The sequence below is a fragment of the Marinomonas sargassi genome (assembly GCF_025716875.1).
Taxonomy (GTDB): Bacteria; Pseudomonadota; Gammaproteobacteria; order Pseudomonadales; family Marinomonadaceae; genus Marinomonas; species Marinomonas sargassi.
Genome location: NZ_JAOVZB010000005.1, coordinates 266,992 through 283,710 on the forward strand (window position 1 = coordinate 266,992; position 16,719 = coordinate 283,710).

15 protein-coding genes are annotated in these 16,719 nt (G+C 41.4%); 4 read left to right on the plus strand and 11 right to left on the minus strand.

Features of this window, described 5'->3' with window-relative positions:
• The 6 genes from OFY17_RS12070 to ilvY form a co-directional block, all read right to left on the minus strand.
• On the minus strand, window positions 1–216 hold the full coding sequence (locus tag OFY17_RS12070) for a TIGR02450 family Trp-rich protein (RefSeq protein ID WP_263530985.1): 216 nt from the start codon (window positions 214–216) through the stop codon (window positions 1–3).
• A complete protein-coding gene (locus OFY17_RS12075) occupies window positions 213–1,937 on the minus strand; it encodes a bifunctional protein-serine/threonine kinase/phosphatase (protein ID WP_263530986.1) in 1,725 nt (574 codons plus the stop codon). The genes OFY17_RS12070 and OFY17_RS12075 overlap by 4 nt, the downstream gene beginning before the upstream one ends.
• Window positions 1,938–2,102: 165 nt before the next feature.
• Window positions 2,103–2,912, minus strand: coding sequence for a formate/nitrite transporter family protein (locus OFY17_RS12080; RefSeq protein WP_263530987.1), 810 nt, complete (start codon window positions 2,910–2,912; stop codon window positions 2,103–2,105).
• A 56-nt stretch (window positions 2,913–2,968) separates the two neighbouring features.
• On the minus strand, window positions 2,969–3,409 hold the full coding sequence (gene cynS / locus OFY17_RS12085) for a cyanase (RefSeq protein WP_263530988.1): 441 nt from the start codon (window positions 3,407–3,409) through the stop codon (window positions 2,969–2,971).
• A gap of 641 nt (window positions 3,410–4,050) precedes the next feature.
• Window positions 4,051–5,979 (minus strand): methyl-accepting chemotaxis protein, encoded by a 1,929-nt coding sequence (locus tag OFY17_RS12090; protein WP_263530989.1) that lies wholly within the window; start codon window positions 5,977–5,979, stop codon window positions 4,051–4,053.
• A gap of 164 nt (window positions 5,980–6,143) precedes the next feature.
• Entirely contained in the window at window positions 6,144–7,028 is an 885-nt protein-coding gene (gene ilvY, locus OFY17_RS12095) for an HTH-type transcriptional activator IlvY (protein ID WP_263530990.1), read from the minus strand.
• A 206-nt stretch (window positions 7,029–7,234) separates the two neighbouring features.
• On the opposite strand from ilvY, the gene ilvC reads away from it, so the two are divergent.
• Window positions 7,235–8,707, plus strand: a complete 1,473-nt coding sequence (gene ilvC / locus OFY17_RS12100) for a ketol-acid reductoisomerase (protein ID WP_263530991.1) — start codon at window positions 7,235–7,237, stop codon at window positions 8,705–8,707.
• 134 nt (window positions 8,708–8,841) lie between these two features.
• Here ilvC and OFY17_RS12105 read toward each other — a convergent pair whose 3' ends face one another.
• Entirely contained in the window at window positions 8,842–9,468 is a 627-nt protein-coding gene (locus OFY17_RS12105) for a TetR/AcrR family transcriptional regulator (RefSeq protein WP_263530992.1), read from the minus strand.
• Window positions 9,469–9,669: 201 nt separating this feature from the next.
• Here OFY17_RS12105 and OFY17_RS12110 point away from each other — a divergent pair, with 201 nt between their 5' ends.
• Together OFY17_RS12110 and OFY17_RS12115 are read left to right on the plus strand one after the other, a co-directional pair.
• Window positions 9,670–10,065: a hypothetical protein gene (locus tag OFY17_RS12110; protein WP_263530993.1), complete on the plus strand. Its 396-nt coding sequence runs from the start codon at window positions 9,670–9,672 to the stop codon at window positions 10,063–10,065.
• A gap of 128 nt (window positions 10,066–10,193) precedes the next feature.
• Entirely contained in the window at window positions 10,194–10,577 is a 384-nt protein-coding gene (locus tag OFY17_RS12115) for a DOPA 4,5-dioxygenase family protein (RefSeq protein ID WP_263530994.1), read from the plus strand.
• A 17-nt stretch (window positions 10,578–10,594) separates the two neighbouring features.
• Here OFY17_RS12115 and OFY17_RS12120 read toward each other — a convergent pair whose 3' ends face one another.
• From OFY17_RS12120 to OFY17_RS12135, 4 genes are read right to left on the minus strand one after another with little or no spacing between them, the layout of a single operon-like run.
• Window positions 10,595–11,350: an iron ABC transporter ATP-binding protein gene (locus tag OFY17_RS12120; RefSeq protein ID WP_263530995.1), complete on the minus strand. Its 756-nt coding sequence runs from the start codon at window positions 11,348–11,350 to the stop codon at window positions 10,595–10,597.
• The gene (locus tag OFY17_RS12125) at window positions 11,347–12,291 is read right to left on the minus strand and encodes an iron chelate uptake ABC transporter family permease subunit (protein ID WP_263530996.1); all 945 of its coding nucleotides are present in this window, start codon (window positions 12,289–12,291) and stop codon (window positions 11,347–11,349) included. Before OFY17_RS12125 ends, OFY17_RS12120 begins: the two co-directional genes overlap by 4 nt.
• Window positions 12,284–13,219 carry an ABC transporter permease gene (locus OFY17_RS12130; RefSeq protein WP_263530997.1) on the minus strand — a complete coding sequence of 312 codons (936 nt, stop codon included), beginning with the start codon at window positions 13,217–13,219 and terminating at the stop codon, window positions 12,284–12,286. The genes OFY17_RS12125 and OFY17_RS12130 overlap by 8 nt, the downstream gene beginning before the upstream one ends.
• 20 nt (window positions 13,220–13,239) lie before the next feature.
• Complete coding sequence (locus OFY17_RS12135; RefSeq protein WP_263530998.1) at window positions 13,240–14,142, minus strand: siderophore ABC transporter substrate-binding protein; 903 nt, start codon at window positions 14,140–14,142, stop codon at window positions 13,240–13,242.
• Between the two features lie 311 nt (window positions 14,143–14,453).
• Here OFY17_RS12135 and OFY17_RS12140 point away from each other — a divergent pair, with 311 nt between their 5' ends.
• Window positions 14,454–16,712 carry a TonB-dependent siderophore receptor gene (locus OFY17_RS12140; protein WP_263530999.1) on the plus strand — a complete coding sequence of 753 codons (2,259 nt, stop codon included), beginning with the start codon at window positions 14,454–14,456 and terminating at the stop codon, window positions 16,710–16,712.
• Window positions 16,713–16,719: the final 7 nt, after the last annotated feature.

Consider the following 16,719-nt stretch of genomic DNA (forward strand, 5'->3'; position numbering starts at 1 on the left):
TCATTTCCAACCATACCTCCACTTATCTAGATTTTTAAGTTCGCGCCAATCAATCTCATACTGTCGCTTTGACAAAATAGCTTCCAGCTGACAAAGGGTCACTACCCCCTCTTCATCAAATTCTACCTTTGTTACTAAGAAGTGTTTTTCTTTTTCAATAGGCTTCACTGCCGTCCATTTACTATGGTGTAGCTTTTTGGGATTAATTTGATTCATATTTTTTGCAGCTCTAATAATAAATATACGATCACCAAAGATAACCCAAGGGAGACGCCTTGCCAAAACTTCACAGGGCTACGCTGAATTAACGGTGGTTTGGAACGATTTAAAAAGCTTTTATTCGGGTGATGTAAATCGTAAATAAATTCAGACAAGGCCTCATAGCGCTTAATTGGATTAATTTGTACGGCTTTCTGTAGTGCATCATCAACCCATACTGGCAACTCGGATTCGTCATTAATTAAACTGGTGTATTGGATTCTGCGTTGCGCAGACACACTCTTAGCTTGAGCAATGTTAGGGCCGTAAGGAAACTTATCTCCTGATAACATTTGATATGCGATCACACCAAGTGCATAAATATCGGAGCGTTGAGTTCCAGCCTGCCCCAAAAAATACTCAGGAGCAGAGTAACGCATGGTGCCTTTTAGCACTTCTTCATCCCCCAACTCAGTGACCCCAGCAATATAGGTGGAGCCAAAGTCGATGATTTTCACCGTATTGGTTTCATCTATCATGATATTAGCGGGGCGAATATCTTGGTGGATCATTTCTTGCCGGTGGAAGGCCTGTAGACCTTTGGCTATTTGAGAAATGATATTTCGTGTTTGCTCTAAACTGGGCTTAGGGTTATCTATCATCCATTGCGCCAAGGACTTCCCTTCTAAATATTCTGTGACTATGTATAAGTAGTTACGTTTTCTAGTAGGTTCAATAGCTTTTACAACATGGGGGTTGGTTACCCGCTTAGCAATCCAGTCTTCCATCATGAAACTTTCTAAGTAAGCCTGATCTGTTGCTAATTCAGTTGAGGGCACTTTTATCGCAACCGTTTGACCCGTATCCATATCTTGAGCGAGAAACACATGGCTACGGCTACTCACATAAATAGGGCGAATAATTTCATAGCCATCCAGCTCCATTCTTGCGCCTAACTTAGGCGGCAGGGGTAAACCTGTAATCTGCTGTTGAACCTCATCAAGCTGGTAACTGGGTAATTGATCCACACGGGCTAATTGAATACTGAGGTTATCATCGCTGCCCGCCTCAAGCGCCAATTCGATAATACGCTGGGCAGCTTCATCTAAGGTGCCTGACTCATTAATGCTGTCAATAATCTGCCCAGCGTTAACAAACTCGTATACCCCATCTGTCGCTAGAATAAAAAGATCGTCTTGGCTAATGGAGACTTTGTGGTAGTCGCTCTCCAAGGTTTGTTCAATCCCCAAGGCGCGAGTCAAATAACTCACATCCTCTGAAACAACCCGTCTGTGGTCTTGAGTAATTTGCTCCAGCGACGTGCCAACAATACGATACACTCGGCTATCGCCAGAATGAAAAATATGGGCGCTATTTGACTTAAATACCAAAGCGCTGAAGGTGCAGATGTAGCCTTTATCTCTTTCAAATCGATAAGGGCTATTTTGCGTTTGAGCGTGAAGCCAAGCATTGATGGAATGGACCACTTTCTGCCCAGAGGTCTTCACCGACCAAGCATCAGAAGTACAGTAATAATCTTCTAAGAAACTGTTGATTGCTGTTTGGCTCGCCACTTGGCTGACCTTGCTAGAGCTAATACCGTCGGCAATCGCAACAACTACCCCTTTCGAGCTAAGCTGAGGCTCTTTGGGTATATGGCTGCCCAGATAATCTTGATTGATTTCTTTTCGCCCTTTATCTGTCGCACTACCAATACTAATACTCAACGGCTTACTCATATCGTCCCCTAGATTGATCTTCTTTCAAGATAAATAGCTACCCATCAAACTCAATTATGCTTCTGTCTCTCAACATAAAATAAAAGCCCCGCTACAAAGGTAACGGAGCTTTTAATATTTCGCACTTATCATTCACTGTAATGAAACAACATTACTATGTGTCGATTAAATTGTACGAGCTTTAGACGTTTTAACGTGTGTGTAGTAAAGAGGAAGACCCACTAAACATAGACCACCAAGGAGGTTACCCAATACAGTTGGTAGCTCATTCCAGATGATGTAATCCATAAATGTAAACTCACCACCCATGATCATAGAGAATGGGAATAGGAACATGTTTACGATAGAGTGCTCGAAGCCCATGTAGAAGAACAACATAACCGGCATCCACATAGCAGCCATTTTCGCGCCAGCTGAAGTAGAGATCATCGCGCCCACTACACCCATAGATACCATCCAGTTACACAGCATGCCACGGATCAAAATTGTAAACCAACCTGAAACGCCTTGCTCTTGGTAACCCAGTGTACGAGACTCACCAATGGTACTTACTTTAGCGGCAATCGCGCCACCATCTGTGTTGTAACCGTAGGTCAAGATGAATGACATGAAGAATGCCGTAGTAATGGCACCTGCAAAGTTACCGATGAAAACCAAACCCCAGTTACGCAGAATTTGACTTGGAGTAACGCCAGGACGCTTGTCTAACCATGCTAAAGGCACAAGTGTGAACACACCTGTTAACAGGTCAAATTTCATCAAGTAAAGCATGATGAAACCAACAGGGAACAACATAGAACCCAATACTGGGTTACCTGTTTTGGTGATAACAGTAATAGCGAAACAAGCCGCTAGACCTAGGATTGCACCGGCCATGAAAGCACGGATAATGGTATCTTTTGTCGACATGTAAACTTTCTGTTCACCTGAGTCGACCATTTTTGTTACGAATTCACTTGGTTCTATATAAGCCATAAAGCCCTCTCTATATTAAAACGAATTACTTAACTGGAAGTTCATTACTGAAGTTTTTACCAAGATTTGTAAGGTAGGAACTTACCGTTCAACGTCAACACAACGCGATCCCCTTTCGGGTTCTCTTCTTTCTCTACTGACATAGAGAAATCAATCGCACTCATGATGCCGTCACCAAACTTTTCTTGGATCACTTCTTTTAAAGTTGGGCCATAAACACCGACTACTTCATAAAGTCGATAAATTAATGGATCTTGAGGTATAGCTTGATCCCAAGTTTTCGTAGGGTATTCCATTAAAGCGGCTTTCGCTGCGTCAGGAAGTCCTAAAAAAGACACCAATTTATCGGCAACCTCTTCCGTGCAGCTGTTCATTCCTAAACAAGCTGAAGTAACCCAAACATCGGTCATACCCACTGCTTCAGCAATGGCTTCCCATGTTAGGTCTTTTTCCTTTTTAATCGCGAAAATAGCTTCTGTAACATCAAGTTTATTCATCTGTTTTTTCTCCACACACACGTAAAGTTAAGCCCAGAGTCACCCATCCTTGAAATGCATTTGCTTAGATAACAAATACCAGTGCTATTACGCACTTTCACTGAGGTTTATGCCCATTAATCACAACGACAAACACATAAGTAACAAGAGAAGATATATTTAAAAGAAGAATTTGGGAGGAACAAGCCGCCCCATTAGATTCTCCTTTTAAAGAAATCTAATTTGATTACCACTGAAAAATTCAGTAGTGGGCGACGTTGCCATTAATTTCGATTTGACCAAAAATGATCAATTGTTATTAACCAGTACAAACTAGCGTCTTTGCATAATGCTTGCACTATTTCACTTTTAGCAATTTAAGTGCCAATTAAAAATAAAATAAAATAAAAAACCTGAGGACTGTGATCTATATAGGAATAGGTAACGTTCTAATCTTTTAATTTAGATATTTAGAAAGGATAAAGGCAAAAGTGTCGCACCCTTAATGTGCAAAAAAAAATTAATAGGAGTAAAAAAAGTGCAGTAAATTCTAGAGGAAAAAATAATTTATGTGGAGGCTATCATTAAAAAAGCCCGACATTTACACCTCTAGGAAAGTGAAATATCGAGCTTTTTTGTGAAAAACTATTTATGAATAGCTTTTAAACTTTAAATTTGCCAATGATATTGCCAAGGTTTTTATTAATCTCAGCAATATGATGAACTTCTTCATATTGGCCTTTGGCAATATTGGATAGTTTCTCCACCATGCCATGCAACTCAGTAATATTTTCACTTACTGTTTGAATTACTCGGCTTTGTTCATCTGCAGAGCCTGAAATTTCCGCGTTCATATCATTGATACCAACAATCTGCTCGCTCAAAGCTTGCAACGTCTGAGACACGGACTCAGCCCCCTCGACGGTAGCGTCACAAGTACTTTGCGTACCAGTAATAGCAGACACGACACTGGTTGCCTCAACTTGAAGATTACTTATGGCATTACCGATTTCTGTCGTACTGTCTTGAGTACGGTTAGCCAAAGCACGTACCTCATCTGCAACCACCGCAAAACCACGTCCCTGCTCCCCAGCTCTTGCTGCTTCAATAGAGGCATTCAAGGCAAGTAAGTTAGTTTGTTCTGCTATGCCGCCGATGACTTCAACGATAGATTGAATATCACCCGTTTTCTGGTCCATCTGTTTTACATTATCAGCCGCTTTCAATACTTCAGACGCCAAAAGAGCAATCTGATCTTGCGCTTTTCGCAGCATATCATTCGCTGTAGTACTACGACCTTTTGCTTCCATTGCAGAACTAGCAGCAGAATTAGAATGCTCAGCAACCATAACTGCCGAACTGGAAAGCTCTTCGACAGCCGCCACAATGTGTTCCGTCTCTACCGCGTGCTGTTCAAGTACAGTCGAATTTTCTTCGCTTTGCTGGTAAATACTCTCCACTCGACCAGTAAATTGTTCCGTCGAGTTTTTTACTTCTTTCATTAAAGATTGCAGTTGTTCAATAAACTTGTTGATACCTAAGGCAATCTGTCCGATGTCATCATCTGAGTGAATTTTTAGACGTTGTGTTAAATCACCATCACCTTGAGACAAACCAGATATCAAGTCACGTAAAGATAGGATAGGTGCATAAATAACTTTTAATACATACAACAAAACAAGAACAGAAATGATCGCCATGATACTTAATGTACCCAGCAATTTAGCCACAGAATCAGCAACAGGTGACAATGCTTCGTCTCTGTCCACCGCTGCAAAGAAATACCATTTTCCATCATTAATTAGAGGAATTTCTTCCGCTAAAAAGAGTAAGTTTTGATTTTGCTGGTTTTCGTCTTGAAGCGCCGTTTCTGCTACACGAGTTTCTGAAGACAAGAGTTTTTGAATGAAGGCATTAATACTTGAGTTAGTAATGTTTTCTTGGGGTACAACTTCAGCGATAGTTGAAGCGATAATCAAGCCACTTTTATCCATAACAAAAGTCGCCATGCCACTTTTTTCCAAAACCCCTTCTAGGTGCGTTTGTAAATTGCTAAAACGCACATCCGCAGCTAACACACCATTTTTTACAGTATGAGATACAGCCAATATTGGGTGACCGCTTTTAGTAAAGAAAGGCTTACTATGGGACAAACCGGGAGATGCTTTACCTTCTTTATACCAAGGGCGAATTCTCGGATCGTACTTTGATGTGATTCCAACGCCACCCGGAAAGGTTTTTGATGAAGGTTTAGATACGTAGGAAGTACCATCTTCAAAACCAAGAGTTAATTTAGACACACCTCCTGACTTTGCAGACAACATGAGTACTAAAGGGTAATCGCTTGGCCCATACCCTTTTTCTTCAAATAAGTTGGATGTCGTTGTAACAACCTCTTCAGCCCGTTTAAAAACAGCTAAAAGGCTATCCACTTCTTCATCTATTATAAAACGCAGATCACTCGTTACATTTTCAGTAACCTGCTCTTTTGTCGTTTTATAGGACAACCATCCTGACACGGAAAGGGTAAGTAGCAATACCACCAGAACAGTGGCAATCAAACTCCCTTTAAAACCTAATCGATTCATCATTCATGACCTTTATTGATATAGTTTAAGTTCAGATGCTTTCATTATTCTTCTATGAACAAATCATTCCTATTTGTAATGAGAGGAATTATAACAAATTAATATAAGACATAAACATTTCCATATAACTTTCTATTTTATCAAGCATAAAATAAGAAGCTTATTAATTACATTAAAGCCAAGCTCCAAAAGGCTTCTACCATGGGGTTTTTAAGGTTCTTTTGCAGGGCGAACAAACCAATATTGTAGGATTCAAGTTCAGGTTGCACATCTAGCACTCGAATTCGATTCACCAGCGGACTATTGTCCAATACTATTTTTGGCACTACTCCCACACCGAAACCCAAACTCACCATACTTACGATGGCTTCATTACCGGTAACCTGAGCATATATCTTCGGCGTTACACCTACTTTTCTAAACCAGTCGTCCACATACACTCTAGAGACACCGCTTTCCGAAAGAATCATGGGGATTTTTTCCCAATCACTACGCTTTTGAGGAGCACTGGTAGGAACATTAGGTAATTGCTGTTCAAGTGGAGCGATAAAAAGTAATGGTGAAACTCCAATTGGTTTAAAGGCTAAATGCCTAGGTAAGTTATCTGGCCGTGCCGCTAAGCTGATGTCTTCTTTGCCATCTAATACATGGGCAATGGCATTCTCTGGATCACCAGTTCTCAACTTAATTTCAATACCCGGATGAGCAAGACGAAAGCGGCTTAACATGTCGTATAAAAAGCTATAACTGGCTGTAACCGAACCATATAAGCTGATTTCCCCGTTTAGCTGGTCGGAATTATCCGTTAACTCATGACGAATTAAGCTCCATTGGGTACTGGTTTCTCGGGCGTATTCCACAAACTTTTGCCCTTCACGCGTCAAGGTCACCGTACGGTTATCTCGATGAAACAGGCTGACACCCAACTCATCTTCAAGTTGACGAATATTACGGGACAAGGCTGAGACACTGATATGGCATTCATCACTGGCACGGCCAAAATGCAAAGAATCGGACAAAGCTAAAAAGTGTTTTAGGACACGGATATTCATAATTTTGTACAACCACTTAATGTTTCATATATTGGGACAGTATATTGCAAATATATCAATTTACGAAACGTATTTTTTTCTATAAAGTGGCTTCCACTAACATGAGTCATACCGTTTAGGCGCAAAGCTCATGTGACCTTTTTTTAATGTCTAATGGGTTACTTCCCCTTAGATACCTTATTCATAACATATGGGATATGTATAACATGGCTAATTATTTCAATACATTGCCGCTACGTGAGCAACTTGCTCAACTAGCAAAATGTCGTTTCATGGACAGCTCTGAATTTGCTGATGGCGTAGAAGCTCTTAAAGGCAAAAAAATTGTTGTTATCGGTTGTGGTGCTCAAGGTCTTAACCAAGGCTTGAACCTACGCGATTCTGGTCTAGACGTTTCTTACACACTACGTGAAGCAGCAATCGCTGAAAAACGCCAGTCTTGGAAAAACGCAACAGAAAACGGCTTCACAGTTGGTACTTACCAAGAACTTATCCCAACAGCTGACGTTGTATTGAACCTAACTCCAGATAAGCAACACACTCCTGTTGTTAAAGAAGTTATGCCTCTTATGAAAGAAGGCGCTTGCCTATCTTACTCTCACGGTTTCAACATCGTAGAAGAAGGCATGCAAATCCGCGAAGACTTAACAGTAATCATGGTTGCTCCTAAGTGCCCAGGTTCTGAAGTACGTGCTGAATACGTTCGTGGCTTTGGTGTTCCAACACTTATCGCTGTTCACGAAGACAACGATCCTAAAGGCGAAGGTCTTGCACTAGCAAAAGCTTACGCAGTAGGTACTGGCGGTCACAAAGCAGGCGTTCTAATGTCTTCTTTCATCGCAGAAGTTAAATCTGACCTTATGGGTGAGCAAACTATCCTTTGTGGTATGTTGCAAACTGGCTCTATCCTTTGCTTCGACAAAATGGTTGAAGAAGGTATTGATGCAGGTTACGCGTCAAAACTTATCCAATACGGTTGGGAAACTATCACTGAAGCATTGAAATACGGCGGCGTGACTAACATGCTAGATCGTCTTTCTAACCCAGCTAAGATCAAAGCTTTTGACCTTGCTGAAGAGCTTAAAGTTATCATGCGTCCGCTTTACAACAAGCACCAAGACGACATCATCAACGGCACTTTCTCTCGCGTAATGATGGAAGACTGGGCGAACGATGACAAAAACCTTCTTGGCTGGCGTGCAGAAACAGCAGAAACAAACTTCGAAAAAACTCCTGCTGGCGATGTTGAAATCTCTGAGCAAGAATTCTTCGATAACGGTATCTTGATGGTTGCTATGGTTAAAGCGGGTGTTGAGCTTGCTTTTGAAACGATGACAGCAGCGGGTATCATTGCAGAGTCTGCTTACTACGAGTCTCTACACGAAACTCCACTTATCGCGAACACTATCGCTCGTAAGAAACTTTACGAAATGAACGCGACTATCTCTGATACTGCAGAGTACGGTTGTTACCTATACAACCACGCTTGCCTACCTCTACTAGGCGACTTCATGAAAGACATCAAAACTGACGTAATCGGTAAAGGTCTTTCAACTGAAGACAACGGCGTAGACAACGCTCGTCTAATCGAAGTAAACGCAGCACTTCGCTCTCACCCAGTAGAAGCTATTGGTGCGGTTCTTCGTGGTCACATGGCTGACATGAAAAAAATCGTTTAATCCTTTCTAAAAGAATTAAACATTAAAAAAGCCAAGGCATTTTGCCTTGGCTTTTTTGTTTCGTATCTTACTTATGAGTAACTTTCTCTACATATACACAACTAACTTTCTCTACATATACACAACTAACTTTCTTACGCACAAGTTCCAAGAATCAACTTAGTCCTGAATGCAATGTCTGATAATAACTCCGTAGGAGATACACCTGACCGAGCTCGAAAAACATATCCCTGACGAAGGTCTAACATCAATTTCGCACGTTCCACCGAGGGAAAATCTGCAGGTAGACAGCCTTTACTTTTCTCAAACTCAAAGCGCTCACTAAGTCTTTTATCCGTGTCTTGAATAGCCTCGTACAATAGCTCCCGCACACCTTCCACTTCGCCAGCACTGGTTGCAACACATGAGCCAAGAAAACATCCAAGGGCACCTCTGCCATTTTCTGTACTGTACTCAATGACTGCAACTAAAAAGGCACGTACAGCTAACTTGATATCAGATTCACCTTCAAAAGCATTTAAAGGTGCACAGCCATTATGAGAGCCGTAACACTCTATAGCCGCTAAATAAAGCTCTCGCTTATCGCCGAACTCCGCATAAAGACTAGGGCCGTTAATTCCCATCGCCTTAGTCAAATCCTTCATCGAAGCACCATCATACCCTTTTGCCCAGAAGACACGCATGGCAGCAATCAGCACCTTATTTCGGTCAAAAGAAATAGGCCTACCCACTTTTTTTTTCACAACATCATTTTTTGTCATTCTTTACCTTACAAGACTACTTTGGAGCTCTAAACGCTCTCCAAGATACATTAATTCCACTCGCTGTGCTGCTCAATTGTGTAGGAACCAAGAAAAACAACACATTCTGTATCAATCAATACAAAATATATTTACATCATTATACAAAAGCAATTAAATAACGATCGATACAAAACAATTCACTCTCTAATGGGAATTATTATGAACTTAAGTAACGATCAACAAGAAGTTAAAGACTTCACTCTAAAACTGGTAAATGCTGGGTCAAATTACCGAGTCTCTGAACTAAAAGATATTTACGCAAAAGATTTCTCAATCTCCATGCTACTCCCTGATAGCTCAATTCAAAGCATGAATTATGATGAGACGATAGACATGTTTACGCAACGATCTGAAGCAGGTGTTGCGCCACTTTCAGAAGCCGCAACTATTAATCACATTGATGTCGTAGGCGATAAAGCCTATGTCATTATTACTCGAGTTATGGATTTTGTAGGTGTGGGTAAAGAACAGACTATTATATTTCACTTAATGTTAAACCGATCTGCAAGCGACCAATGGCAAGTTTATCGAGAACATGCCACTCTATCTTTTTAAATAGTACATCAGTAATAAACCGTTAAAGCCAAGGCATTTTCCCTTGGCTTTTTGCTATAATGCCTACTCAAAATATCGACTCTTAATTATTCATTTTTTACCACATCCGATTTACAAGAAGCTTATTTATGCTAGATACACTCAACATTCAAAACACCTTTGAACGCTACCATGCCCACGTCTATTTTAATGAAGAAACAAAACTGATAGCTAAACAACTATGTGAAAGGTCTGAGCAAGAATTTGGCTTAAAGATAGGCCGTTTTCACGAGAAACTTGTTGGGCCACACCCTATGTGGAGCTGCCAAATCAGCGTAGACGCAAAAGACTTTGACACCTTCATCCCGTGGATAGAGGAAAACAGACAAGGCTTAACCATCTTCATTCACGCCATATCTGGCGACAATATGCGAGACCATACCGAACTTACCACTTGGCTGGGTAAAGAGGTTGAACTTGATTTAGATTTCTTTGTAAGGCTGGCAAAAGAGCGCGCTGCGGAGAAGCTATAGTTTTCACCAAAGCAATATCAGTGATGAAAAGCGAAGCACTTTCCGTCACTTTCTATGATATTAACCTCTGCATCGTACAGTTCAGACAAGGACTCTGAAGTGGCTACGTCAGATGTTTCGCCAGCAAAGGCTACCTTACCTTCTTTCACTGCAATGAAGTAATCGGCATTAGCCAGTGCGTAGTTCAAGTCATGTATAACAATCACAATGCTTTTGTTTTTCTCTTCAGCCATATTGCGAAGTTTGGCCATTAAGGATTTTGCATAGCGAATATCAAGGTTGTTCAGAGGCTCGTCCAGTAATAGCCAGTCAGTGTCCTGAACATAGGCCATAGCAACGAAGGCTCGTTGTCGCTGCCCTCCTGAAATTTCATCTAAGAAGCGATCACTTAAGTCTAATAGATGAAACTCTTCCAAGGCTTTTTCTACTGCGGCTTTATCCACTTCCGTTGGGCGGCCTTGATGCTGTGGCCAGCGACCAAAGCCCACTAGGTCTCGAACTCGAAGACGACTTGCTACTCCTAACTCCTGAGCCACTACCGCCATGCGCAAGGCCATATCAGTCGAAGCAGTTTTAGCGATGTCTTCACCGTCTAGGCTAATCACACCCGTTTGCACTGGGTTTTGGCGCGCTATTAGGTGCAATAATGTCGATTTACCTGCGCCATTTGGGCCAATTAAAGCAGTGATTTTTCCTTTGGGTATTTCCACAGAAATATCATCCAAAATCAGTCTATGACCCAAGCTATGGGTGAGTGTAGAAACCGAAATCATTTAATTTTCCCTTTTGACAAAAGTACTAGGAAGAAAAGCCCACCAACAAACTCGATCACCACCGTCAGTGTGGATTGTCTTTCTAAGAGGTTTTCAAAAAGCGCCTGCCCTAATAACAAAATAAGTGCCGATATCATCGCGGCAGCAGGCAATAAAAGCGCATGTCGATGGGTTTTCATTAAGCTATGGGCTAAAGCGGATACCAACAAACCTAAAAAGATGATTGGGCCTACTAGCGCGGTTGAAACAGACACTAAAATAGATATCGCACACAGCACCATAAACTGTAAGCGATCGTAATCTACCCCTAGAGATTTAGCCGTTCTTCTGCCGAGTAGCATCACATCTAATACCTGACATTTCCTCGCTACCCAACAGCAAACAAGAACTAAAAGCATTAAAGCAGACAACAACTCTTTTTCATTAATTCCACCAAACTGAGCGAACATCACGCTTTGCAAAACGGCAAATTCAGAGGGATCGATCAAACGCTGAATAAAGGTAGAAAAAGAACGGAATACCAAGCCGAAGATCACACCAACCAGTATCATCAATTGAATATCATGACGCGTGGCTTTGAGTACAAAGGTAAACAAAACCACAGAGGCAATCAGCATGGTAAGGGTGTTCAAGAGAAAGAGCAGATTACCCGGCATGTGGGCATACGTTAAGCCACTTAAGAAGAAAATCAGACAGGTCTGCATCAGTAGATATAAGGAATCAAAGCCCATGATAGAGGGCGTTAAAATCCTGTTATTACTGATAGTTTGAAACAGCACGGTCGACACGCCAATAGCGGCACCAACAACCAATAGGCCGCCAATTTTTATTGCTCGCAACTCTAGAATAAAGGCGATGTGTGTTGTCAGATTCCAGAAAAACAAAACAGCGACAACCAGCACTAAAGAAATAAAGAGTGCCCATAAACGTTTATCAGACATGGTTCTTTCTTCCTAATATCATCCATAAGAAGATAACCGCCCCAACCACACCAAACACTGTGCCTGCAGGAATCTCATAAGGGTAACGAATAGTACGGCCGACAATGTCTGAAAAGAGAGTAAAAATAGCACCATAGCCAGCAACGAGAGGTAAGCTTTCTCTTAGGTTATCCCCCATAAAGCGTGACACTAAATTCGGTACAACCAAACCAATGAAAGGTAACACACCCACTGTCACTACCACCAAACTAGAGGTAATAGCGACGGTTGCAACGCCAATCAAAACGATGGATTGGTAATTTAATCCTAATGATTTACTGGCACGTTCACCGAGACCAACAATCGTAAATCGATCAGCAATCAAATAGCAGAACAAGGTCAAAGCTCCCGCAATCCACAGGAGTTCATAACGACCAGCTATCACACCGGAAAACTCACCTGTTAACCATACTCCTAGGTACTGAAGCAAATCGGTTTGGAAAGCAAAGTAAGTGGCAACAGCCCCCAAGATACCGCCGTAGATTAAGCCAACGAGTGGAATAAGTAAGGGCTGTTCTCGTGGCAGGTTTTGAGCAAGTTTAAGAAAAACCAGCAGGCCGATAAGAGAACAGGTAGCGGCAATGGACATCTTGCCGAAAAGTGACCAATCAGGAAACCAAACGGCGACGATAAGCAGGCCAATCATTGTCGCTTCCGTTGTCCCCGTTGTACTAGGTTCAACAAAGCGATTACGAAGTAACAGCTGCATGATGACGCCACAAATCGTAATACTTGCACCCGTTAAGATGATCGCAGCGGTTCGTGGCCAACGACTAATAAAAAATAGCTCCCAAGCTTCTTCATTATCAAAAGAAAGCTGGCTCGCTGATAAGTCGCCCACCCCAATGAAAATGCTCACCCCCGAGAGGATGAGCAAGAGTGGAATCATTATAAAATAAGGCATTGAAATTATGATTTATAACCTTGAATGATTTCTTCAAGCATAATCATCATACCTTGGTAAGCACCACCAGTAGTGTAGGCAGGACCAGGTGAAAGGAAGATCATGTTCCCTTCTTTCGCCGCTTTCGTACCTTTCACTAAAGCGTTATCTAAAGTCACTGCGGCCGCTTCACTCTTACGACCAATGGCTGCAGAACGATCCACTACAAGAATGTAATCTGGGTTCGCTTTAGCGATAAACTCGTAAGAGATACTTTCACCGTGAGTTTTATCATCCACACCTTTTACTGACTCTTCTAAGCCAACATCGGTAAACAACCAACCAAAGCGAGAATGCGCACCGTAAGTAGATAATTTACCGCCATTCGTCATAACGATAAGGGTTTTACCTTTACCTGCTACCGCTTTTTTCGCTTCTTCTAATCTTGCGAAAAAGTCTGCTTTTAGCTGAGCGGCTTTCTCTTCTTTATTGGTTAGTTTTGCAAGATCTTCAAGACGAGCAATCATCTGATCAACATGGTCGTGACCACGAACAAACATATCAATAGTCGGTGCAATTTTTGATAAAGGCTCCATCAATTTGGAAGAACCGCCACCAATAACAAAAAGATCAGGGTTCATTTTCACAACCGCTTCATAGTTTGGCTGAGAAGAAGCACCAATTGGCACTGGGTTAGCAACAAAGTTGTCGATGTAATCAACATAAGTCTTCACTGGTTTACCTTTAAGCTGAACGCCTAACGCATCCAAGGTATCCAATGATAAAAGATCATAAACCACAATCGTTTCTGGTGAAGCAGGTACAACTGCATCCCCTTTTGCTGTACGAACAGAAATATCCGCAGCAGAAACACTCAGTGAAGAGCATACAACACTTGCCGCCAACGCGACTTTTAAAACCTTTAACATAAAACATCCCTTATTAAACACAATATAAACCAAAGCTGGCCAATACAAACTCACCATTAAAAATGACCAAAAACAAAAATACGCAAAAAAGTATTAAAACCAGTCAAATAAACATGTTTCTGACGAAATCTTTACTTTATAATTACCGAAATAATAATCGTTTGCATTATTGTTTTTAAAGTTGATCTGTTTTTTTACTTCTTTATTGCTATTTTTGGCAGGCATTATAGAAGTAAACAAGGAAGAAACAACTGTTTTTTTAACGATTCATCATCTTCGATTTTTGAATCATTTTATAAAGGAAGTACAACGTGCATACCCCCCCTTCACTTTCCAAAAATTTAACTAGCATAGCGGTTGGCTCTGCTCTGTTAACAGCCCTTTCTCCTGTAGCTTTCGCAGAAGATGCGAGCTCATCAGTCGAGTCTACGGAAGCAGAAGTCACACAATTAGATACTCTAGAAATTACCGCAACATCTGAAGAAGGTGTGAACGTAATCGATTCAACAGCAGGTAAAATGGGCGTTTCTATCAAAGACACTGCTCGCTCCGTTGTTAAAGTTTCCGAAGAAGAGATCAATGACCTAGCCGCTACAGATATCCGTGAAGCTTCCGCTTACCAAGCAGGCTTTCATACGGAAGCATCTGCAGCACGCTTCAGTATTACTCGTGGTATACAAACAAACATAGAGAACTTCCTAGTAAATGGCATGAAGTCATTACAAGGTGGTGAGGCTGGAACAGGGTCAGCGCTACCTAGCACTTACAACTTAGAGTCAGTGACTTTTTTAAGTGGTGCAGATAGTATTTTATATGGATCAGGTATGGCCGGCGGTACAATTAGTGCTGTTACTAAAAAGCCTCAGGAAGAATCTGAAACTACTTTAGGTGTTAGCACTCGTTCATACCTTGCTACAGACGTAGGATATTTTGACCGTAACCAACTAAATATAGACATTGACTCAACAGGTAAATTGGTTGGCGACGATGTGTTATATCGCGTCATTACCAGAGTTACGCCAGATAATGAAGAAGCTCAGGATGTTCGTGAAAGTGACGATAGATTTATCGATGCATCTTTAACCTTCAAGATAAATGACCGAACTAAAATCACACCTCGCTTTGAGTATAAAAATGAAAAGGGTATTGGCACAAGTAGTTGGACCGATGGTTATTTTTCAACAAATTATATAAATGGCACGCTAAACAGTACGAGCAACACATATGGCGAAGTCGCCAACCGTAGTTATTACTACGGCAGCGCATCCGCTAGTGGTTATAATAGAGTAGCTACAGGTGAGGTAACTCTAGAGCATATACTGCAAAATAACTGGTTATTAAACGCACGGGCAGCAGCAGTACATACAGATTCTGAAACTAAAGATATGTATGCAACCACTTCTTCTTCTGTAAACTCAATCGGCAATACACAAGTAGGCCTTAAATGGGCTTATGCGAGGAGTGAAATACGCCACAGACTGTTCGATATGAACCTAGAAGGTAAGTTTAACTTCGCTAACTTGGATCATCACCTTATCGCTGGAGTAAATGTGCATGACCAAGAGACTGGCTTTGTAAGAGCATTTCAAGCCGATAGTGGAGCCGTATATGTTGATTACACTAACCCAAACAATAACATCAACAACCCTTTTGAAGACGCAGTAACAAGTTCTGGAGCAAGCCTAGACTCTGGAGACCTGACTTACACTACTGATAGAGAAGTGAACCTTTATCTAAAGGACCGTATTACCATTAATGACCTTACCGTTGCTTTAGGGTTAGGCTACATGGACTACACTGGTGAAGAGAGCAATGGCACAATAAAATCAGATTTCGATAATCTAGCTTATGATATCGCTGCAATTTACAAGCTAAACCAAAACATGAATGCGTTCGCTTCTTATAGCCAATCTTATGAGCCACTTGATGTTTCTGACTTAGCTCAATACGCTAAAGATGGTGTGGACTATAAAGCAGAAGAAAGCGACAACTATGAAATAGGCATAAAAGGTGAGTTCCTTAATAAGAAGCTTAACGCTAGTGTGGCTTTCTTCTACATTGACCAGCAGAATCCAACATCAACGGAAACTGACAGCACTACGGGTGATACCGTGCTTGTTCAAAGTTTAGGCGATGTATTCCGCTCGCATGGTGTAGAAGTGAATGCGTTGTATCACTTTAACAACCGTTTCTCATCTCAATTAAACTATGCTTACACTGATGCTCACGCAACAACTGGAGAGGATGCAGGAAAGCAAGCAAAATTAACACCATTTCATGCACTTACTGTTTGGAACAGCTACTCAATGGAGAGCCAACCAATTCGTTTAGCTCTAGGTGTACGCTCTGAATCTAGCCGTGCTGACGATCTGGCTACAACTGGTGATACTTTTGTATCTGGTTATGCTGAGTTTGACTTCGGTACTTACTATGAAACGGAAAAATGGGATTTATCTCTTGTAGTGAAAAACTTACTTGATGAAAATCGCATTTACGGTACTACAAACGGTGATGCTGTCGTTGTGAGCGATCCTCGTTCAATCAATATGAATTTAAAATACCGTCTATAAATAGAAT

Coding starts and splice junctions, on each gene's coding strand:
- OFY17_RS12135 (WP_263530998.1), bottom strand. CDS start 14,142: ATGTTAAAGGTTTTAAAAGTCGCGTTGGCGGCAAGTGTTGTATGCTCT.
- OFY17_RS12075 (WP_263530986.1), bottom strand. CDS start 1,937: ATGAGTAAGCCGTTGAGTATTAGTATTGGTAGTGCGACAGATAAAGGG.
- OFY17_RS12080 (WP_263530987.1), bottom strand. CDS start 2,912: ATGGCTTATATAGAACCAAGTGAATTCGTAACAAAAATGGTCGACTCA.
- ilvY (WP_263530990.1), bottom strand. CDS start 7,028: ATGAATATCCGTGTCCTAAAACACTTTTTAGCTTTGTCCGATTCTTTG.
- OFY17_RS12130 (WP_263530997.1), bottom strand. CDS start 13,219: ATGATTCCACTCTTGCTCATCCTCTCGGGGGTGAGCATTTTCATTGGG.
- OFY17_RS12070 (WP_263530985.1), bottom strand. CDS start 216: ATGAATCAAATTAATCCCAAAAAGCTACACCATAGTAAATGGACGGCA.
- OFY17_RS12090 (WP_263530989.1), bottom strand. CDS start 5,979: ATGATGAATCGATTAGGTTTTAAAGGGAGTTTGATTGCCACTGTTCTG.
- ilvC (WP_263530991.1), top strand. CDS start 7,235: ATGGCTAATTATTTCAATACATTGCCGCTACGTGAGCAACTTGCTCAA.
- OFY17_RS12125 (WP_263530996.1), bottom strand. CDS start 12,291: ATGTCTGATAAACGTTTATGGGCACTCTTTATTTCTTTAGTGCTGGTT.
- OFY17_RS12120 (WP_263530995.1), bottom strand. CDS start 11,350: ATGATTTCGGTTTCTACACTCACCCATAGCTTGGGTCATAGACTGATT.
- OFY17_RS12115 (WP_263530994.1), top strand. CDS start 10,194: ATGCTAGATACACTCAACATTCAAAACACCTTTGAACGCTACCATGCC.
- cynS (WP_263530988.1), bottom strand. CDS start 3,409: ATGAATAAACTTGATGTTACAGAAGCTATTTTCGCGATTAAAAAGGAA.
- OFY17_RS12105 (WP_263530992.1), bottom strand. CDS start 9,468: ATGACAAAAAATGATGTTGTGAAAAAAAAAGTGGGTAGGCCTATTTCT.
- OFY17_RS12110 (WP_263530993.1), top strand. CDS start 9,670: ATGAACTTAAGTAACGATCAACAAGAAGTTAAAGACTTCACTCTAAAA.